The 20,042-nt window shown below is 68.8% G+C and carries 20 protein-coding genes; 5 read left to right on the top strand and 15 right to left on the bottom strand.

Annotated features, from left to right (window positions below; translation table 11 throughout):
* Positions 1 to 41: 41 nt before the first annotated feature.
* From IPK71_13490 to nosZ, 6 genes are read right to left on the bottom strand one after another with little or no spacing between them, the layout of a single operon-like run.
* Entirely contained in the window at positions 42 to 878 is an 837-nt protein-coding gene (locus IPK71_13490; protein MBK8214747.1) for an ABC transporter permease, read from the bottom strand.
* Positions 875 to 1,288: a hypothetical protein gene (locus IPK71_13485; GenBank protein ID MBK8214746.1), complete on the bottom strand. Its 414-nt coding sequence runs from the start codon at positions 1,286 to 1,288 to the stop codon at positions 875 to 877. Before IPK71_13485 ends, IPK71_13490 begins: the two co-directional genes overlap by 4 nt.
* Entirely contained in the window at positions 1,285 to 2,196 is a 912-nt protein-coding gene (locus IPK71_13480; GenBank protein MBK8214745.1) for an ABC transporter ATP-binding protein, read from the bottom strand. Before IPK71_13480 ends, IPK71_13485 begins: the two co-directional genes overlap by 4 nt.
* Positions 2,193 to 3,512: a nitrous oxide reductase family maturation protein NosD gene (nosD, locus tag IPK71_13475; GenBank protein MBK8214744.1), complete on the bottom strand. Its 1,320-nt coding sequence runs from the start codon at positions 3,510 to 3,512 to the stop codon at positions 2,193 to 2,195. The genes IPK71_13480 and nosD overlap by 4 nt, the downstream gene beginning before the upstream one ends.
* Positions 3,509 to 4,279, bottom strand: coding sequence for a hypothetical protein (locus IPK71_13470; GenBank protein ID MBK8214743.1), 771 nt, complete (start codon positions 4,277 to 4,279; stop codon positions 3,509 to 3,511). Before IPK71_13470 ends, nosD begins: the two co-directional genes overlap by 4 nt.
* An 8-nt stretch (positions 4,280 to 4,287) precedes the next feature.
* Positions 4,288 to 6,270, bottom strand: coding sequence for a Sec-dependent nitrous-oxide reductase (gene nosZ, locus IPK71_13465; GenBank protein MBK8214742.1), 1,983 nt, complete (start codon positions 6,268 to 6,270; stop codon positions 4,288 to 4,290).
* Positions 6,271 to 6,664: 394 nt separating this feature from the next.
* On the opposite strand from nosZ, the gene IPK71_13460 reads away from it, so the two are divergent.
* The 4 genes from IPK71_13460 to IPK71_13445 all read left to right on the top strand — a co-directional run bounded on the left by IPK71_13460 (position 6,665) and on the right by IPK71_13445 (position 11,366).
* Positions 6,665 to 7,933, top strand: a complete 1,269-nt coding sequence (locus IPK71_13460) for a hypothetical protein (GenBank protein MBK8214741.1) — start codon at positions 6,665 to 6,667, stop codon at positions 7,931 to 7,933.
* Positions 7,930 to 9,366, top strand: a complete 1,437-nt coding sequence (locus IPK71_13455) for a sigma-54-dependent Fis family transcriptional regulator (GenBank protein ID MBK8214740.1) — start codon at positions 7,930 to 7,932, stop codon at positions 9,364 to 9,366. The genes IPK71_13460 and IPK71_13455 overlap by 4 nt, the downstream gene beginning before the upstream one ends.
* Positions 9,363 to 10,472 (top strand): TIGR04053 family radical SAM/SPASM domain-containing protein, encoded by a 1,110-nt coding sequence (locus IPK71_13450; GenBank protein MBK8214739.1) that lies wholly within the window; start codon positions 9,363 to 9,365, stop codon positions 10,470 to 10,472. Before IPK71_13455 ends, IPK71_13450 begins: the two co-directional genes overlap by 4 nt.
* 72 nt (positions 10,473 to 10,544) lie before the next feature.
* A complete protein-coding gene (locus IPK71_13445; protein ID MBK8214738.1) occupies positions 10,545 to 11,366 on the top strand; it encodes a hypothetical protein in 822 nt (273 codons plus the stop codon).
* Positions 11,367 to 11,507: 141 nt separating this feature from the next.
* Here the strand turns inward: IPK71_13445 and IPK71_13440 are convergent, their stop codons facing one another.
* From IPK71_13440 to IPK71_13400, 9 genes are all read right to left on the bottom strand, one after another.
* Positions 11,508 to 12,149: a Crp/Fnr family transcriptional regulator gene (locus IPK71_13440; GenBank protein ID MBK8214737.1), complete on the bottom strand. Its 642-nt coding sequence runs from the start codon at positions 12,147 to 12,149 to the stop codon at positions 11,508 to 11,510.
* An 81-nt stretch (positions 12,150 to 12,230) separates the two neighbouring features.
* The gene (locus tag IPK71_13435) at positions 12,231 to 13,322 is read right to left on the bottom strand and encodes a hypothetical protein (GenBank protein ID MBK8214736.1); all 1,092 of its coding nucleotides are present in this window, start codon (positions 13,320 to 13,322) and stop codon (positions 12,231 to 12,233) included.
* Positions 13,310 to 13,627 (bottom strand): metal-sulfur cluster assembly factor, encoded by a 318-nt coding sequence (locus tag IPK71_13430; protein MBK8214735.1) that lies wholly within the window; start codon positions 13,625 to 13,627, stop codon positions 13,310 to 13,312. The genes IPK71_13435 and IPK71_13430 overlap by 13 nt, the downstream gene beginning before the upstream one ends.
* On the bottom strand, positions 13,621 to 14,127 hold the full coding sequence (locus IPK71_13425) for a DUF4149 domain-containing protein (GenBank protein ID MBK8214734.1): 507 nt from the start codon (positions 14,125 to 14,127) through the stop codon (positions 13,621 to 13,623). Before IPK71_13425 ends, IPK71_13430 begins: the two co-directional genes overlap by 7 nt.
* A gap of 2 nt (positions 14,128 to 14,129) precedes the next feature.
* Positions 14,130 to 15,344 (bottom strand): NnrS family protein, encoded by a 1,215-nt coding sequence (locus tag IPK71_13420; protein ID MBK8214733.1) that lies wholly within the window; start codon positions 15,342 to 15,344, stop codon positions 14,130 to 14,132.
* 128 nt (positions 15,345 to 15,472) lie between these two features.
* Positions 15,473 to 16,576 (bottom strand): hypothetical protein, encoded by a 1,104-nt coding sequence (locus tag IPK71_13415; GenBank protein MBK8214732.1) that lies wholly within the window; start codon positions 16,574 to 16,576, stop codon positions 15,473 to 15,475.
* Positions 16,573 to 17,916, bottom strand: coding sequence for a polysulfide reductase NrfD (nrfD, locus tag IPK71_13410; GenBank protein MBK8214731.1), 1,344 nt, complete (start codon positions 17,914 to 17,916; stop codon positions 16,573 to 16,575). Before nrfD ends, IPK71_13415 begins: the two co-directional genes overlap by 4 nt.
* 9 nt (positions 17,917 to 17,925) lie before the next feature.
* Positions 17,926 to 18,825: a 4Fe-4S dicluster domain-containing protein gene (locus IPK71_13405; GenBank protein MBK8214730.1), complete on the bottom strand. Its 900-nt coding sequence runs from the start codon at positions 18,823 to 18,825 to the stop codon at positions 17,926 to 17,928.
* Complete coding sequence (locus IPK71_13400) at positions 18,818 to 19,411, bottom strand: hypothetical protein (GenBank protein MBK8214729.1); 594 nt, start codon at positions 19,409 to 19,411, stop codon at positions 18,818 to 18,820. Before IPK71_13400 ends, IPK71_13405 begins: the two co-directional genes overlap by 8 nt.
* A gap of 356 nt (positions 19,412 to 19,767) precedes the next feature.
* Between IPK71_13400 and IPK71_13395 the strand changes: the two genes are divergently transcribed.
* Positions 19,768 to 20,016: a hypothetical protein gene (locus IPK71_13395; protein ID MBK8214728.1), complete on the top strand. Its 249-nt coding sequence runs from the start codon at positions 19,768 to 19,770 to the stop codon at positions 20,014 to 20,016.
* The last annotated feature ends 26 nt before the right edge of the window (positions 20,017 to 20,042 follow it).

Raw genomic sequence — 20,042 nt, 5'->3', positions numbered from 1 at the left:
GACTCCTTCGATGCATGGAAATGACGGACCGGCCGCGCGGGTCAGCCCACGAGATCGGACCGCGACAAGGTGCGCTCCGCCCGCACGAGCGCGGCGGTCCCTAGGCAGAGCGGCCAGGCGACCCCGACGACCACGGAGAGCGTCGGTCCGAGCGAATGCGCCAGCCAGAAGCCCACGGGCCCGAGCACGGAGAGCTCCGGATCGATGGCCCCGAGGATCGCGATGCGCGCCGCTTCGACGGGGTTCGCTGCGGCGAGCGCGAAGACCACCTGGGGCGAGAGCCTCACGCGCAGGAGTAGCCCGATGAGCGCAAAGTCGTGGAGCGCGCTCGCCATGAGCCACACGAGCAGCGCGGCGACCGTGGCGCGCTCGGGGGTACGCGCGCGCGTCGAGACGAGAAACCCGAGCCCGATGAACGCCCATGAGAGCGCCGCGGTCACGGCGAGGCTGCGCAGCACGACCGATACGAGCGCGGTGTCCCGTGGCGACGCGATCGCCCCCACCACGAGCGCGCCCACGAGCAGGAGGACGAGCGGACCGGCGACGACCACGAACCGCGAGACGACTGCGCCGTAGAACCAGTCGGAGCGGCGGAGCGGCTGCGACATCATGAGCTCGAAGAACCCGCTCTGGCGCGCCCGCACGACGGTCTGACAGGTCGCGACCAGAGCCACGAGGGGCACCGCGAGGACCACGGCGTTCGCCATGTTGAGCACCACCCGCGAGAGCCCGGTGAACCCGAGCACGCTGCTCTCGCGAAGGCCAAGCCACACGAACATGCCGAACACCAGGGCATAGACCCCCGCCGTGAAGAGCGCCCATCGCGAGCGGAGCGCGTCGGCGAGCTCGAGACGCACCATGACCGTGAGCGAGCTCATCGCACCTTCCCCTTGGCGATCACGGCCACACGCACGTCGTCCCACCCCGCTCCGCCGGTCGACGTCGCCTCGAAGCCGAAGTCCATCGGGGTCTTGGCGCCGGCCGCGTACCGAGCATGGCGCGCCTCGAGCCAGCGCGGCGCCTCCGAGTCTCTGACCCATACGTGCCGAGGGGCTCCGCCGGAGCCGCGTTCCTCGAGCCACAACACGAGGCAGCCGACGTCGTCGAAGTAGAAACGATCGCCACCGGACGAGGCCTGTGCGGCGTGAGCCCGATCCCCGACGAGCATGGCGCAGTGCGCACACGGTTGTTTACCCCAAACGGGGTCGACGGGCTCGTCCGCGCCGCGATCGCACGCCGCCGTGACGACGAGCGAGGTCACCATTCCCAGGAACGTTCGGCGCTTCATGCCACGACCTCGAGCCGCGGGCGCGGGCGCATCGCACCCGCGGCGACGGAGAAGTCGTCGACGGGCACGACCGAGAGATCCGCGAGCGAGTCCTCGTGCTCCTTCAAGAGGCGGGTCACGAGGCCCACCTTCTCTCCTTGCGAGACATGCGCGGCGTACCGACGCGACCCAGCACCCGAGAACCCGAGCGCGAGGAGCTTCGCGACGAGCTCGTCGCCGCCATCTCGAACCGCGACCTCGACGCGAAAGGCCCGGAGGTCACGCAAGAGCTCCGTCAACGACGCGTCGCGTACGATCTTGCCTTCAGCGAGCTCGACGACCCGGCCGACGATCTGCCGAACCTCCTCGATACGGTGAGAGCACAGCACCACGATCCCCGTCGCCGGCCGCTCCTCGAGTTGCTCGAAGAAGGCTGCGCGAGCGGCCCCGTCGAGGTTCGCCGTCGGCTCGTCGCACACGAGGATCGGCGTCTCGGCCGCGAGCGCCATCGCCGCGAGGAGCTTTTGCTTCATCCCCCCCGACAGGTCGCGGAACCGTTTGCCGGCGACGATGCCCATGGACAAACCGAGGCGCTCGGCGCGCTCGCGAATGGCCTCGATGGGCCGGCCACGCAGGGCGGCACACGCCTTCACGACCTCGGACACGGGGGCGTCGATCGGCGGAGCGATCTGCGGAATGTAGGCCACGCTGCGCATCGCGATCTCGGGCTCACGGGCGACGTCACTGCCCGCGATGGTGATCTTGCCTTCGACCTGGACGAGGCCGAGCATGGCCCGCAGAAGCGTCGTCTTCCCCGACCCGTTGGCCCCGACGAAGGCGACACGCTCCCCCTTCTCGATACCGAGGGACACCCCGTCGAGCGCCGTCACGGCGTCGAACGATTTTCTCACTTGCGCGATGGTGATCATGGCGTCTCCAGCGCGAGCGGCGCGATCCTTGGGGATCGGTCCACGAACAGAAGATGATTGGCGAAGACGGGTACGGCCCGCGCGACGGCGTCGACCACTCCGAGCGCCGCGGTCCCGTGGAACATCTTGAGAGCCGGGTGCTTCTCGGTGAGGTCGCTCGAGAGCGCCTTCACCTCGTAGGGGACGTCGCCCACACCGTCGCCATCGAGATCGTACCCCTCGTAGTCCGAGAAGTGATTGCCCGTGGCCCGAACGGCCAGGGCGTGGCCGCCGCCGTCGACCTCGACGACCACGGCGTTGTTCTTGAGCTCGTTTCCCCGCATGGTCACGCCCGCTCCTGCGCCGTGGAATCGCGCGGCGACGTCGTTCACGGCGAGCACGTTGCCCTCGAAGGTGACCGGATCTTCCGGCGTGCGCGGGGTATTGTCGAGGTAGGTGCCGGTCGTATTGCCCACCAGCCAGTTCCCGACGACGTCGACGGCGTCGCTGTCTTTCAGGCCGAGCCCGACGCCCGCGGCCCCACGCGCACCCGCGAGCACGTTGCGCTCGACGCGGAGCCGGAGGCTGTACATCACGAAGACCCCGACCACGTCGTGCTCGAATCGATTCCCCACGACACGCGCGTCGTGGGCGTACATGAAGTGAGCACCATAACGGCTATGGCGAACGACGTTCCGCTCGAGCGTCGCGCGCTTCGTGTACCAGACGACGAGATCCCGGGCGCCCTCGACGAGGCACCCTCGCACGATCGAGTCGTTCGACTCCCAGAGCTTGATCCCGTCACCCCGCAGCTCGCTGTCCTCCCCATCTCCGCGGACGTGCACCCCTTCGACGAGACACCCGTGGCACTCCAGGAGGGAGACACCGAAGAGCGCGTCCTCGACACGAACGCGGGAGAGGGAGATGCGGTCGCCCGTCGCCTTGATGCCGGCGTCCTCCGTCGTATGCCGCCTCCCCGAGTGGCGCACCACGAGGTCCTCCAGCGCGACGTCGCTCGCCTTGATCGTGACGACGGTGCCGAGCCCGGTGCCCTCGAGGATGGAGCCCGCACTGCCCGAGATGCGGAGCGGGCGGACGATGGTGAGGTCACCTCGAAACGTCCCAGGCGCCAACGTGACGTGGGAGGGCCCGTCCGGCCGCTCCACGAGCTCGCGGAGCTCCGCGAAGGACGACGCACGCGCGCCTTCGGCCGGGCGACCCGACGCCGAGGGCCCCACGGCCGGTGCGCCTTCGACCGGGAGCCCACCCGACGCCCTCGACCCGACGCCGAGGGCGGCGACGAGCCCCGCGACGACCAGCACGCGGCGTGACGTCACGACGCGCTCCGCGCCTTGTCCGGCAACACCATAGCCCGGGGGCACACGAGGGAGCACTCGGACGCGTGAGCGCAGTGGGTACACACCCGCGAGCGGACGACGTTGGCCGCGACGGCCAGGGCCACCCCAGCGAGCGCCACCCAGAACCCGGCAGCGGGTTGGGCGAACGTCGCGAACTGGCCAATCTGCCCATTGCCGAAGAGCTCGGGCGTGAACGCACCGATGCGCAGCGGGGCCTTCGGGTCGAGATCGTGCCCGAACGAGTAGAGCCAGTAGAAGCTGTCGGAGAGGAAGACGACCGGGAAAGCCACCGCAGGTATGGCGACCCATTTGTTGAGCTTCTTCCCGGCGAGCGCCATGCCGGCGAGCGTCAGGACGCCGATGGCGGCGACGCCGTACCCCGCGAGCATCCGCTCGTTCGGGGCGGCGTCGGCCAAGTGTTTCATACCGATGTAGTGGTTCAAGAGGTCGATCTCGTGGACGTCGCCCCCCATGCCCGTAAGGGAAATGACGAGCATCAGCCCCTTCGGGTACTGGGGCGCGTAGAGCCAGAACCGCCACCACGGCAGAAGGAACGATCCGACGAAGGACGCGACCGACATGCCGCCGAGCGCGACCACGAGCCACCTCGCCCAGTCCCACGGCCGGCGCGCTGCCCCCTCGGGAGGGCTGCGGTCGACCACGCGGAGGTGCACGTGCCCATCCCCCCCGTGGACGACACGACCGGGCTCGTCGAGCCCCCCCGACGAGGTACGATTCGATTCCATGGCTCGGCTCACTTCTTCTTGGGCTTGACCAAGAAGTAGCCCATCATCTCGAGGTGGAGCGCCGAGCAGAACTCGGTGCAGTACATCGGATACGAGCCCGGCATATCCGCCTTGAACGAGATGTTCTCGTGTTTGCCTGGCTCGAGGCTAACGTTCACGTTGTACATGTCGATCGTGAAGCCGTGCGTCTGGTCCTCCGCCGTCTCGAGGCTCGAGATGTGAATGGTGACCTCGTCGCCCTCCTCGACCTCGATCCGATCGGGGGTAAAGTGGCTACGAATCGCGGTCATGAAGACCTCGACCTTGTTCCCGTTGCGAACGATTCGCTCCTTTCCGCCCTCCACCTTGGCAGGGTCAATCTCTCCTAGGGCGTTGGTTCCGGGCTTGTACGCCTTCACGGCCTTGATTTTGTCGGCCTTGATCATCTGGGAGTAGTGCGGCTCTGCGTTCGGGAGCGGCATGTCGGCCAGGTAACGCATCTTCTCGCCGTCGACGTCGATCAGCTGGAAGTTCTGTGGATAGAGGGGGCCCACGGGGAGGAACCGGTCCATCGACATCTTGTTCATGGCCACGACGTACTTGCCGTCGGGGCTCACGGTGTCACCTTCGGCCGAGAGAATGTGCCCGATGTTGTAGTGGACCTTCAGCTTCTCGACGGGCTTCTTGTAGTCCTTGTAGGACCACTTGGCGACCACGCTCTCGATGAACACCGACGTGTACGCGTTGCCCTTGTCGTCGAATACGGTGTGCAAGGGCCCAAGCCCGATCTCGACCTGCCCCGCGATGGACTCCTTGAAGGGCAGAATGGGGAGACCATACGCGTCTTTCCCGTCGAACTTCTTCTGCTCGATGAGCGCCTTCATTTTGGCGATATCGTAGATGGTCGTGTGCGTGTCGAGCTTGCCGCCGACGATCACCTGCTTGCCGTCGGGGGTCACGTCGCAGCCGTGCGGGCTCTTGGGCTCGCCGACCAAGGTCAGGACCCCTTCCGGACCGGCGACGTCCATGGTGAGAACACGCATCCCCGCGATGGTCTTGGTCTTGCCCGCGTTGACGAGCGCCTCGGCCTTTTTCCAGTTGATGACATGGAGATAGTCCATGTCGTTCTGGCTCGCGCCCGACTCGACGGGCGGCTTGCCGTCGAGCGTGCCGCCGACCGCCATCTCGGTATTGAACGAGTTGATGAAGGCCCAGCCGTCCGAGTCGAGCTTACCCGCGTCCGCCAGATCCTGAGTGTAGGGAGGGAGCTCGAGCGCCCAGCTCTTCGAGGGGTCGATCCGCCCCTTCTGGCGATCGAACTTCCAGAAGATGGCCACGCCGCGGTACTTCTCCTTGTACTCCGTGATCGGAGCGTACTCGCGACCGAGCGGAGACGGATATTGGCTCGTTTCGATGACGTAGTCGGTGTCCGGGGTAACGAACGCGCCGCCGTGATCGCTCGCCGCGAGCGGGTTCGGCACGATCTGTTTGGTGGCAAAGTCGGCGAGGTCCACCACCGCGACGCGAGCGTTCGCCTTGTCGTTCACGAAGAGGTACTGGCCGTCGTATTCGCCTTTCGTCTCCGACAGGTTGGGGTGGTGCATGTCGGCCCAGCGGATCTTGTGCGCCCCCTGGTTTCCACCCTCGAGGATCTTGTCGCTGTCGCCGCCGAACCCCCAGCCCTGCCACGACTCCGGCGTGAAGACACCGATCACCTTGAGCATTCGCATCGACGGCACGCCGATGACGTCCACGTTTCCCGACTGCCCTCCCGAGGCAAAGATGTAGTACTCATCCATCTTCCCCGTCGGGACGTACGTCTTCAGCGCCGCCTCGACGTCGGCCTCGGAGAGCCCACGCGATTTCATCAGGTCGGCTACGGAGGTCGACGCTCCGAGGTTGCCGGACGCCTGCTGCTGCTGCTGCACCGCCTTGTTCTCGCATCCGACGACGATGGCCGCGGTGATTCCCGTAGCGAGGAGCGTCGCGGTGACGATCGTGTGTGCACGCATGACTCGTTCTTCCTTCCGTGATGGTGCGCGCCCCCCCAAGCGCGGGATCCGCCCAGTGCAACGGGCGGGCCGCCTGCGAAAGAAAGGCGACTGTCAGAGCTGCGAGTCCATCTCGCTCGGTCGTCCCACGCGGACAACGTGTGCCCCGATTCGCCGACGCCTCCTTCCCTCACCGCTCCCGTTCCGGTTCGCCCCGCGGACGCGACGGTGCCCTCGAAGGCGCGACACGTTCTCGCCGCCCTCGAGGGTCGGCGGCCCGCGGGAGGACTCACAAATGTGAGAGTGCCCGAGGTCGCAATCCGTGCGCGCTTGCCGCAAGCTGCGCACGCATCCGAAATCCTACGGCTTTTTGTGCTTGCGGGTGACCGGCACGCCACGTGCTCCCACGGAGTGCATGCCGACCATGGTCACGCGCCCCATCGGGGCGTCCCACGAGAGCGACACCACACGCGCCGCGTGGGCCCGCACGGCGAGCTTCGGGCTCGGGATCCTCGTGGTCTACTTCGGGGTGTGGGAGCTCGCCGAGCGCTCGGTCCACCGGCTGTCGGTCGGCGACATGCACGATCTGCACATCCTTCGTGGCGTTTGCGCGGCCATCCTGGTCGGGTCGTGGACGTTCGTGCAGATCCGTCGCGCCTGGATCGACACGGACCGTGAGCTCGACCGGCGCGCGGCAGAGCTCGAGGAGCGCGTCGCAGCCCGCACGGCAGAGCTGGTCGAGGCGCGTCGCTTTACCGAGGGCCTGCTCGACGCCCTCCGCGAGCGGGTCGTCGTGGTCGACCCCACGGGGGCCATCGTGAAGACCAACCGAGTGGCCGAGCGCCCGTGCACCGAGCGCGGGGTCGTCGTCACGCATGCCGACGCGTACGGCCGCCTCTGGGAGGTGGAGCGCCTCCCCCTCCCTTCCTTCGAAGGCCGGACGGGCCTCTCGGTCGAGGTCGGACGAGACGTCACCGAGGAGCGGGATCTCTTCGCGCAACTCTGCCAGAAGGAGAAGATGGCGAGCCTCGGGCTGCTCGCCGCCGGCATCGCCCACGATCTCGCGAGCCCGCTCACGGCGATCGCGACCGAGCTCGAGCTCCTCGTCGAGGAGGTGGCCGTGCCGGCCGTGCGCAGCTCGTTCGACGTCGTCCGTGCGCACGTCCGAAGGATGAGCGGGATGCTCGGAGAGATGGTCGGCTTCGCGAGGCGGCGTGGAGACGAGGCGACGGACGTGTCGATCGCGTTCGCGGTCGCCGACTCGTCCCGGCTCGTTCGTCACGATCCGAGGCTTCGACGTGTGACCATGCAGCTCGACGTCCCCGAGGATCTGCCCCCGGTCCGGATGGTCGAGGACCACCTCGTGCTCGTCCTCGTGAACCTCTTCCTGAACGCCGCGGACGCGATGCCCGGGGGAGGGACGATCGCGGTGCGCGCGCGCGCCGTCGACGGGGGCCGTGGGCTCACGCTGGTCGTCGAGGACACGGGCACTGGGATGAGCGCGGACGTGCTCGCACACGCGACGTCTCCCCTCTTCACGACGAAGAAAGCGGGAGCAGGCTCGGGCCTCGGGCTCTTCGTCGCCAACCGCGTGATCGCCGCGGTGGGCGGCACGCTCACCCTCACGAGCCACAAGGCCGAGGGCACGCGAGTCTCCCTCTTTCTCCCGGCGGCGCCGCTGTGAGCGAGAGTATCCTCGTCGTCGAGGACGATCCGACGGTCGCGAACAACGTGGCGCGCGGCCTCTCGCGCGACGGCCACGCGGTCACCGCGGTCGGTACCTGCAAAGAGGCGCTCGCCGAGCTCGCCTACCGCTCGTTCGACGTCATCTTGCTCGACCTCCGGCTCCCCGACGGAGACGGCCTCGAGGTGCTCGACGAGATCCGGAAGGGCTCTCCCGAGACGTTCACCCTCGTCATGACCGCGTACGCGTCGATCGAGTCGGCCATCGACGCCCTCCGCCGAGGCGCTCACGACTACGTCCTCAAGCCACTCGCGCTCGCCGATCTCCGCGCGAAGGTCGAGAGGGTCGCGCGAAACCGCCAAGTCGAGCGCGAGAACGTGCGCCTCCGCGCGATCGTCCGCGGGGACAGCGACGCCATCGCCGCGCTCCGGCGCGGGGGACAGCACATGGCCCGCGTCGCGGACCTCGTCGATCGCGTCGCGCCGACGCAGGCGAACGTGCTCGTGACGGGCGAGAGCGGGACGGGGAAGGACCTCGTCGCGAGGGCGCTCCACGAGCGCTCGACACGAGGCAGCGGGCCCTTCGTCGCGTTCAGCGTCGGCGCCATTCCGGAGGCGCTCGTCGAGGCGCAGCTCTTCGGCTACGAGCGTGGGGCGCACTTCGGCGCGGACGCCGCGTGCGACGGGCTCTTCCGCGCGGCCTCGGGCGGCACGCTGCTCATCGACGACGTCGGCGAGCTGAGCGCGCTCGCGCAGACGAAGCTCCTCAGAGCCGTCGAGACGAAGGAGATCCTCCCCCTCGGGGCGGATCACCCGCGCCGGGTCGACGTCCGCGTCGTAGCCGCGACCCACCGTGACCTCGCCGCCGGCGTCCGACAAGGGACGTTCCGCGAAGACCTCTTCTACCGTCTCAACGTCGTAACCGTCGACATCCCTCCGCTTCGCCAGCGCAAAAGCGACATCGCGACCCTCGCCCGGGAGCTGCTCGAGCGCCACGCGCGGACGTACCAACGCCCCGTCGTCGCGTTCACCGAGGACGCCATCGCGTGCCTCGAGCGCTACGCGTGGCCCGGGAACGTGCGCGAGCTCTCGAACGCCATCGAGCGTGCGACGATCGTCTGCGACGGCGACGCGATCACGGCCGCTCACCTCCCGCCCGTGGTTTCCGGAATGCCGCCCCCCGCGAGCCAGGACGGAGGGTCCTCCGGGGCGCCCGAGCCGCTGCTCGATCCGAACCTCGAACGCGCCACGGCCACCTTCCAACGAGAGCACGTGAGGCGTGTCCTCGAGCGAACGAACGGCAGCCGTGACGACGCCGCTCGGCTCCTCGGGCTCTCGCCGGCGACGCTCTACAGGTACCTCCAGAAGCTCGGGCTCAAGGGCTTCCGCGCGGACGACGAAGACGCACGATCGACGAAGGACGACCCGTCATGACATCCCCCCGCACCGGCGCGCTGGCTCGCGGCCGCGCCCCTCTCGATTTCGACGACCATCCGCTGCTCGCCATCTGGGAAACGACCCAGGCGTGCGACCTCGTGTGCGCCCACTGCCGCGCGTGTGCGACCACCACGCGCGCCACCGACGAGCTCACCACGGACGAAGCCAAGCGATTGCTCTCGCAGATTCACGCGATGGGGACACCCCTGTGCATCCTCACGGGAGGGGATCCGGCCCTCCGCGACGACCTGGTCGAGCTCGTCGCCTACGGGAGCGGACTGGGCCTCACGATGGCGCTCACGCCGTCGGGCACGCCGCTCATGCGACGGGAGCTCTTGAGCGCGCTCGCCGCGGCAGGCCTCGCCCGCGTCGCCGTCTCCGTAGACGGTCCCGACGGGCGCACGCACGACACCTTCCGCGGCGTGCTCGGCAGCTTCGCCCAGTCGATGCGCATCTTGCGCGAGGCGCGCGAGCTCGGCCTCGAGACGCAGATGAACTTCACGCTCTCGCGCGTCTCCGTGGGCCACGTGGCCGCGATGGCGGACCTCGCGCGTGACGTGGGGGTCGCGATGTTCGTGCTCTTCCTCGTTGTCCCGACGGGGCGCGCCAACGAGTCGCTGATGCTCACGGCCGACGAGGTCGAGCAGGCCCTCGAGGAGCTCGCGCGGATCGCAGCAGGCTACCCGTTTCAAGTGAAGACCACGGCCGCGCCCCACTTTCGGCGCGTGCTGCTCGAGCGTCATCACTCGGGGTCGCCCGTCGGGCTCCTCCGCGACGTACACGACGGGACGGTCCGTGGACCGCGAGGCATCAACGACGGCTCCGGATTCCTCTTCGTCTCCCACACGGGAGACGTGATGCCGAGCGGATTCTTCCCCGTGAGCGCCGGCAACGTCCGCGAGGACGACCTCGCCGCGATCTACCGAGACTCGCCGCTGTTCCGACGCCTGCGAGACGTCGACCGCCTCGAGGGCAAGTGCGGAGCTTGCCCGTTTCGGCGGGTTTGCGGTGGCTCACGTGCGCGCGCGCTGGCGACTACCGGGAACGCCTGGGCCGAAGACCCGGGGTGCGCCTACATCCCTCGAGATGCCCGACCGGCGTGATCGCCATGTAGGGGCGAGTCGGAGTTGACGTCGATCAAGGCGGCACTCGACGCGACGGCCCACGCTTCGCGTATGGATCCCCACCTTCGGCATCGGTTCACGAGTGCGAGCCTCGTCGCCACGCTCGCCCTCGCGTGCTCTCGGACGAGCCCTCACGAAGATCCGACGCGCGATCTCGGCACCGCGGAGGTGCGGACCGCGCTGGCGTCGGGTTGCTCGGACGAGACGCGCGAGCGCGATGGCACGCTCTTCGTGCGCCTCTGCGCGACCGCGGACCTCTGGATCGCCACGACGCCCCTCGTCTGTTCGCCGGGTGACCACGCGACCGTGAGATGCCCAATCGCCACCCCGCTCGTCTTCGCCCCTCGGCTCCGCGCGACCCCACGCGCCGTCGCCGTCGTCGAGCGGGAGGTCGCCCATCGGGTCTGCGGCTACGCGTTCGGTGGGCGCCTCCCGACCCGCGACGAGCGCCACCGCGCGCGGACGAGCCGGGGCATGGCGACGCTGCTCGCGAGCGACACGACCCACGACGGGACCTTCCTCGCCGAGGTTCCCGAGTGGACCGAGGACGGCCCGTGCTCGGACCCAGCACGTCTCTCCCCGGCGTGCTCGGGCGACAAACACCCGACTTGGTTCCGGCGAGGCGACGCTGTCGCGTGGGAGTCGCTCCGCGCCTGCGAGCTAGGCGACGAGGCGACGCCGATAGGCCCCCCGGTCCGACTCGGAGAGCACTGCGATAGGGACTCCTGCTTCCTCGTCGGTCCCATGATCGGACGGGCCGTCCCTCGGGCGCTTCGATGCACCCCGCGCGCCGTCGCCGTCCACCCGACCGGCACGGCGGATGTCGCTGCCATCCGCTGCGTCGTGCACGAGCGGATCCTCGCCGCGCGCTGACCACCGAGTTTCGGCGGCCGGTCGGGCGTCGTGCGCACCTCGCGCCGCGCGGTCACGCCCTTGGGTCGAGCCGGCACCCCGCGATTCGTGATTGCCAACTTCGCGCGACGTGTCGACGACCTCAGGGGTGCACGCCCGGGCTCACTGGCCGAGGCAACGGAGCGCTGCTTCGTCGAGGACCGTGAGCTCGGGCCCGCGGCCCAGCACTCCACTCTTACGGAGCCCTGTCACGACGCGAGAGAAGGTCTCCGGTCGCATGCGCAGCACCGCGGCGACCACGCGGTTCGCGACGTGAGCCTCGGCGCCGGACTCGGCAGCGCGGGCCCCGAGGAGGAAGCGAGCGACTCGTTGGAGTGCGCTCCCCTCGAGCGCGTGGCGCTCGGAGCCTCGAAACGCGGCCTCACGGACCGCGGCACGTGCGACCACCCCGAGCGGGCACGACGTCGGCCCCAGCCATTCGCCGAAGCGATCTCCGGTGATGCGGCACACGACCACGTCGGTGAGCGCGATGGCTCTGTGCTCGGGCAGGCGTGCGCCGACGACCTCCAACCCTACGAACGTGCCGGGCCCGCGCACGGCGCAGGCCACTTCACGACTCCCCCACTCCGTCGTCAAGCCCACGAGACCGCGGCGCACGTAGTGGACCATCGCAGGCACCTCGCCCGCGTGCAGAAGAACCGTCCCCGCCGAGTACCTGTGCTCGACGAACGGGCACGCGTCCGGCGACACGTCTCCGAGCTCGCACGACTGGCAACGGAGCGGAGGCCTTTCCGAGAGTCCCATTCCCGCAGCGAGAGCACGCCACGAGCCAGCGCGCCGCGCGCGGATGTCTCACCTTCGCGAGCGTACGCCTCTCACGGCCCGTCACACCTGCCGAGCGCGCGAACGAGGCCGCGTCACCGAAGAGACCAGCACGGTCACGACGAACGCGCCGAGGGCCGTCACGTTGCCAATCGTTCCCCACGTGCGGAGCGCCGCGACACCCGCCAGATCACCGACCACCCGAAGGACGAGCGTCGCATGCAGAAGCGCGAGCGGCCCGAAGAGCGCCGGCCGGTACCGAAACGTCACCTTCGCCACGGCGGGGAGCACGATCGGTGCATGCGCGAGCACCATCGAGAGCACGTGCCCCACGAACAGGGTGTGGAGGACGGCGTCCCTCGCGCCCCCTCCTGCGGGGAGCCCCGAAGCGCCGAGGAGAGCGCCCCCCACGAGGAGCCACGCCGCACCCGAGAGGATGCCCACCGCCGCGTACCGCGGTAGCCCGGGGAGGAAGAGGGTCCGGCGCGCGACGTCGTAGCGAAGCTGCCACGCGCCGACGAGCGACAGGCACGCCCCCGTCACGCGCGACGACTCCCCTCGTTCGAGCCACGACGACGACGACGCCAGGATCGCCAGCCCGACGAGCACCACGAGCGCGGTGTTGGCGCGCGGGCTCGGAGGCGCGAGACGCGAGAGCTCGAGCCGTTCGGCGGCGATAGTGGCGACGAAGTACACGAGCCACGACGGGATGGCGGTATCGAGGCTGCGCGTCACCGCCCACGCCGCGGCCCCGACGGCGAGCGCGACGGATGCTCCGGTCATGAGCCAGGTGAACACCGCCGCCTGGCGGCGCAGGACGGCCACGTTGAGCGCCACTTGACCGACACACGCCGCCACGCCGACGTACGGGGCGAGGGGGACCGCGCCCAAGAGCGCCGCGACGAAGACGAGCCCGAGCGCTGGGGCGGCATATCCCCAAGGCGACGCGAGCGCCACCGCCCGTTCGAGGGCGATGAGGCTCCCGAAAACGCCGACGACGAACAGGGGGCCATGCGAGCCCGCCGTCGCTCCTCCGACACGGGTCACGACCCCGACACGCGCGAGCCCGGCGAGCACCGCGACCACGGCGAACACCCCCAGGGCGCCAACGAGCGCGCGCCGCCCCAAGACGACGTGACGAGCTACGTCCGCCACCCGAGCACCGCCTTCGCCGCGTCCGACATCCTCTCCGGGGTCCACACCGGCTCCCACACGAGGCGCACGTCCACGGACGCGAGCCCGGGCACCGAGAGCAGGCTCCGCCGCGCCTCCTCCACGACGACCTCCGCGATCGGGCACGCGGCCGTCGTCATCGTGAGGTCGACCGTGAGGCGACTACCGTGCAGCGACATGGCCATGACGAGCCCGAGGTCGACGATATTGATCCCGAGCTCAGGATCGGTCACCTCTCGGAGGGCGGCTTTGGCTCGAGCGAAGACGTCGTCGGGGTCGTTCACCATGGGCTCCCCCGAACGAGCGTGACGGCGAGCCCGACGAGCAGGAGCGCCAGAAGCGCGTTGAGCCGTCCCGCGCGTTGCGCCTTGGCGCGGAGCTGTGCCGTCTCGGGTGACGAGGGGTCGGCTTCGATGGCGAGGCTCGCGCGCGGCCCGACGACGAAGTCGTGATGGGCGCTCACGAGGAGCACGACCACGAACACGAGGAGCTTCGCGACGACCGCCTTTCCGAAGGGCGAACCCAGCCACGCGGGATCACCGAAACTCCCGAAACGGACGCCACGCACCCAGAGGTTGAAGGTCCCGGTCACGACCAAGACGCCGAAACAGACCCACCCTACGGTGCGAAAACGAGGCCCCGTCTCACGGAGCAGGAGCCCGGCCACCGAGCGCCCTCCCCCGCGGAGCCACGGCACGACTACGAGGACGAGGAAGCCCATTCCACCGATCCAAAGCGTCGCTGCAAGAATGTGGAGCCACACGGACAGGATGTAGAGGGCGTGCACGCTCAGCCGGCCTTTCCGTCTGCCCGAGGGCCGACGAGGATCCGCGCGTAGGTCACGGCGAAGACGACGAAGGCGACCGCCAACGTGAGGGCGCTGCCGACGAGCAGCGCGAGTGACGCCCCGACGGGGAACACGGCAGCCGACATACGCACGAGCGCCGCGACGACGACGGCGACGAACGCGAGGGGGATCCCCCGAGGCGCCGTGATGGCGCGACCCGTGTGGCCGAGCGAGACACGCGCCATCATGCCAAGGCAGAGCGACCCGATCGCGCCGGCCGTGATCGCGTGCATCCCGAGCGACTGCGGCACCCTCGAGGAGACCTCGGCCAGGGCGCGCAGCGCGAGCCCGAGGGGCAGAAACCCGTGACCCACGTGCAGGATCCAGAGCATCGGCTCGCCGAGAGACGCCCGCGCCCCCCAGTGAAAGGCCCTCGCGGCGACGAGGATCGCGGCCACCGCGAGGACGACCGCGCGGGGAAGGCTCGGCCCTACGACGAGCGCGTCGACCACGAGGACCGCGGCCGCGGCGATCGAGGCCGCGCTCTCGAGGCGAGGGTCGTTCCGGCACGAGGCCGCGCGCGTCGCGTTCTTGGTGAACATCGCGACCACACGCCCCGTGACGAGCACCAGGAAGAAGACGATGACGTCAACGGACACGAGCATCGCTCGGCGTCGGAGCGCCGCGACGACGCCCAACGCGTCGAGGTGCACGAGGACGTTGGCCGTCGTGAGCGCAAGAAGCGCCACGATCACGGGGTAGTTCCGCGTATTGCGAGCGCGCACGATCGGCCTCGCCAGCGTGATCGTGAGGAGCGGCAAGAAGAGCGCGTCGAGCCCAGCCACGACCGCCGGCGGAAGGAGCTCGGACGCCATCATCGCGAAACGCCCGAGGCCCCAGGCCGCGACGAGGCCGAGCAGCGGCCCGCCCACCGCCGTCTCGGATTGGGTCCAGTTGCCGACCGCCGTCAACAGGAAGCCTGCGAGGATCGCCGCGCCGAACCCGAAGACCATCTCGTGGGCATGCCACGTCACGGCATCCAGGTACGTGGGCGCCCCCATTCGCCCCGAGAGCACGAGCGACCACACGGGCAACGCGATCCCGACGAAGAGCGCCCCGACCAAGAAGAACGGGCGGAACCCCTTGGCCAGAAGAACCGGGTGCACCATCGGAGAGACGGGCGGCGCATCGTGCATCGGCAGCGGCGAGCGTGACATGCGGCGTCATGAACGCACGTGACATGCCACGCGCAAATGCCGCCTCGAAGCGCGCGAGGCTCTCATTTTCGAGACCCGATTCGCCGCAGGCCGTGCGCCGTCCGACGCACTTCCTGCACTGGTTCCCGTCAGAAGAAGATCGGGAGGTCGAGCTGAACGACGTGGTAGTTCGGTGTCGCCGCCGCGAGGGGTTTGTCGAGGCCACGCTGGTAGGAGACCCCCGGGCGCAGCTTGACGGTCCCGAGTGGGATATGAAAGCGTGGCCCGACGGCGACCGTGAGGTTGTCTCGTGTGCGCTCGGTCGTGTCGCGCTCGACGGCGAAGGGGGCGTTCAACCACCGCTGGTAGCGGAGCTCGCCTCCGAGCGACAGGTACGACGTGACAAAGTAGCCGACGTGGGCGCCGAGCGTGAGGTTCGTCTTGCTCGCCTCTGCCTGGACCGCGCTCCCCCGCACGCGCATGAGGTGGAGCAGCGTCGCCTCGAGCTGCACTGTCAGGCCACTCGCCACGTACGCGACAGCGATACCTGGAATGAGCGTGAGATCGTTCACGGCGAAGAGGGCATTGTCGAGCTGCGCGCGCGCGGAGAGCCCCTTCGCGCGCGCGTTCGCCGGGCCGGGCGACGGAGCGTCACCACCACCACCACCGACGGGGAGGGTCACTCCGAAGAAGCCATTGATGCGGAACCCTCGCGCGAGCTTCGCCGCGTAGGTCAGCCCGAGCAGCGGGTTGACGAACGCCGCGCCGCCACGTGCACCGTTGCCCGGAGCAGGGTCGTCCGCGACGAACGCGAGCCGTACGACCGGCGCGAGCCCTGCGGTCGCGGGACCGGTCCCCGGGATACGGTACGCCGCCGTGAGGAGCGTCGCAGACGTGGCGCCGCGGCCTGCGTTCACGTCCTCGTAGAACGCGAGGGACGACTCGACACGAACCACCGTCGGCGCGACGATCGGGCGGAGCTGCCAAGGAACGGAGTACGGCGGGGGCACGGAGCTCTTGGGCGCAGGAGGAGCCTCCGAAGGCGCGCCACCCCCCGCAGCGGGCGCGGGCTGCGGCGAGCCACTCGCGGCCGATGGAGCAACTGCCGGGCCCAGCCCGGCTTCGGTAGGAACGTTCTCCGGGGCGGAAGGAGCCGTGGCGGCCGACGGACCGTCTTGGGCGAGCGCAACCGAGGGAGCCGCGAGCACGAGACTCCCGACGAGGCCGACCGCGAACCATGGGCGTGGGATCATGACACGTCACCTCGTGACGAAGGGGGGAGCAGCGACGCCGACGACGGCGCGGCGGGAGGCAGGCTGGTCATCGACGAGCGCGCGACCGAGATTCGCCCGGTGAAGACGGGCAGAGCCATCTTCAGCAGCACGACGAGGACCATCAGCCCCGCGGCGAAGATGCCCGCCGAGATCTTCCACTCCGTGAGGCTCGGGGTGTACTCGACGACCTCGTGGAGCGTGCTAGGGACGAACCCCGGGATGATGAGGCCCATCCCCTTCTCGATCCACACGCCCCCGAAGGCCGCCACGCACGCGGCCATGAGCACCGTTCGATTCGTGCGACTCTGGGGCAGATGGACGAGGATCGCCGAGGTCAGGTTCAGGGCCACCCCGGTCCAAATCCACGGAACGAGGGCGTGCTTCCCGTGCAATCCGAGGAAGAGGTACCGCGCCGATACGTGGTGCGCGCCACCCGAGTAGAGCTCGGTGAAGGCCTCCGAGCCGAACATGAAGAGGTTCACGAGGATCGTGATCCTCAAGACCCGCGCCAAGAGCTCGATCGGGCCGTCGGCGACACGGAAGGCCGGCGCGAACCGCCGAATCACGTGCAAGAGCAGGATGACGAACGCGGGCCCCGTGATGAACGCCGACACGATGAAGCGCGGTGCGAGGAGCGCCGAGTTCCAGAAGGGGCGGCCACCGAGCCCCGCATAGAGGAACGCCGTCACGCTATGGATCGAGATCGCCCAGCCGATCGAGAGGAACACGAAGGGCAGATAGAATCGCTTGTTCGGTCGCCTGCGAAGGTACTTCATGTAGACGAGGTACCCACATATGTGAAGGTTCAGGAGCAAGTACCCGTTGAGGACGACGACGTCCCAGCTCAGCATGGATACGGGCCAATTGAGGCGTCCGATTCCCGGGATCACGTGCCACATCCGGTCGGGTCGGCCCATGTCTACGGCGATGAACCCCACGCAGACGACGATGGCGGCCACGGCCAAGAGCTCGCCCACGATCACCACGTCGTGCATCTCCTCGTCGTCGTAGAGGTAGGCCGGGATCACCATCATCACGGCCCCCGCCGCCAACCCCACTGTGAACGTGAAGTTCGCGATGTAGAGCCCCCACGAGACGTGGTCGGTCATGTGCGTCCGCACCATGCCGTCCGCGAGCTGGTGCGCCCACGCGTTGAGGCCGACCAAGGCGACCGCCGTCAGCGCGGTCATGCCCGCGTAGTAGGCGAAGCTCCCCGTGAAGGCGAGCCGCCACATGCTCCACAGGAACTTCGGGTACGACAGCACGGAGTCGGGGCGCTCGCCGGGAGCGCTGGGAGGAGGCAGGGAAGACGCGCTCATGGGCCTCGATCAGTTGTCGAAGTAGTAGAAAAAACGCGGGCGCGTCCCGAGCTCTTCCTTGAGCACGTAGACGCGTTTGTGGGCGAGAACCCATCGTATTTCGCTGTTCGGGTCGAGGAGATTCCCGAACACGCGAGCTCCCGTCGGGCAGGCCTCGAGGCACGCCGGCAGGAGCCCCTTACGCGTGCGGTGGAGGCAGAACGTGCATTTCTCGACGACCCCCTGCGGGCGCACTCGATTGGATAGGTAAGACTGGTTCGGGTTGATCTCTTCGGCGGGGATCTCGGGTTTCGACCAGTTGAAACGCCGAGCGTGGTACGGGCACGCGGCCTCGCAGTACCTACAGCCGATGCACCAGTTGTAGTCGACGACGACGATGCCGTCGGACTCCTTCCAGGTGGCTTGCACTGGGCACACCTTCACGCAAGGAGCGTTGTCGCACTGCTGGCACTGGACCGGAAGATAGTACTTCCCCGGAGAGGGTACGGCGTGATCGTAGGTGGTCGTGCCCTTCTCGAGGTCGAAGCTCCCCTGCTCCATCTCGAGCACCCGAATGTACGAGTTGTTCGTCGTACGATCGTGGTTGTTCTCGACGTGGCACGCCTCCGCGCACTTGCGGCAGCCGATGCACACACTGAGGTTGAGCGCGTAGCCGAGCTCGACCCCCGGCGTAGGGCGAATATCCTCGATCGTCACTTCGCGACCGTACTTGGCCTCGGCGTCCGCCTCGAGGCGCGCGAGCACGGCGCGCATCTCGTCCGGCGTAAGCTCACGGTAGTGTTTCTGGAGGAGCTCCCCGAGCGACATGTCGCTGGCCCAGGCCCGGAGCGGCTCGATCGCGTACGCGAAGGCTGCTGCCCCCAGCGTGCTTCCGAGCACCTTCAACGTACGACGCTTCGCCTTATCCATGGTGACTCCCGACGGGCGCAGGTGTGACGAACCGGTCCTTCGGCGGGAGCACCGGCCGCGACGGTTGGTACTTGGGGACGTGCGGATCGTGGCAATCGACGCAGTGGTTTCTGAGCCTCGGGCCTCTGCCGAGATCCCAATAGCCATTCATCCCACCATGGCTCCCGTGGAGGTAGTCTTGGTACTTCGGGCCATGGCACTGCGCGCAGAGGCGGATAGCGTCGCTGGTCGCGAGCTCCTCGCCGGTCGCGAGGCGCAGCATGGGGGGCCCGCCGTGCCGATCGACGTGACACGCCTTGCACGAAAGCGCCCCGTGGGCCACGGAGAGCCCGGCGTGAAAGTCCTTGAGGACGGCCGCGTTCTCCGGAAATCCAGCCCCGGCGTCGCGGACCCCGTGACAGGTCACGCACGCGACCCGCACGGGGCGCCCGAGCCCGTCGGTCTCCGCGCTCTCGATGGAGGTGAGCTTCGGCGAGGCGTGGATCTCGGTCGAGAACGAGGGGGATCCGGCGTCGACGTCCTCGCCGTGCTGGAACGGCTTCGCACACCCCGCGACCAAGAAGGCGGCGCATGCGGTGAGCCTCACGGCTCGATGGTGGCGTGGGTTCAAGATGCGCGACGCCAACGCAAGTGATGTGCCGCGTCACGCCGGCGCGTGCGCACGTCGTTCCGCGAGACCACCATCGAAGCGAACGGATCGCCGAACGAGAGGCGCCCGAGCCCGCGGTGAAGCCTCCCGCTCGCCGGCAGCGTGCCCGAACGGCATGCGACGAATCTTTCGATGTTTCATGCGGCTCGAAGGGACGAGCCCCGGCTCGAGCCGCGATTCTTCGTGTTCCGTCGCGTTGATCTCGTCGCGAGAGGCGCACCGTTTGCGCACGCCCACGAGGGCTGGCGCCGACGAACACCGCGTGGCGCGTGTGTTGCTTTGCCGCACCGCGTATGCCCATCGCATCTCTCGTCGTCACGCTCGACGAACGGACGTCGCTCCGGGAATCCGCCATCGCCACGCTCGTCGGAGATCCCCGAGTCGACATCGGGGAAGCACGTGGTTCGCACCTGCCCGTCGTGCTCGACACGCAGACCACCGAGGAGGGCGTGCACGCCGTCGAAGCGCTGCTCGCGACGCCGGGCGTGCTCGGCGTGGACGTGGTGCGCATCGACTTCGCCGAAGACGAGGAGAACGCATGAATCGCCGAGAGTTCCTACGCAGCGCC

The sequence above is a fragment of the Myxococcales bacterium genome (assembly GCA_016712525.1).
Taxonomy (GTDB): domain Bacteria; phylum Myxococcota_A; class Polyangia; order Polyangiales; family Polyangiaceae; genus JAAFHV01.
Note: the sequence above shows the minus strand (reverse complement) of the source record. Positions and strands in the feature narration are given on the sequence as shown.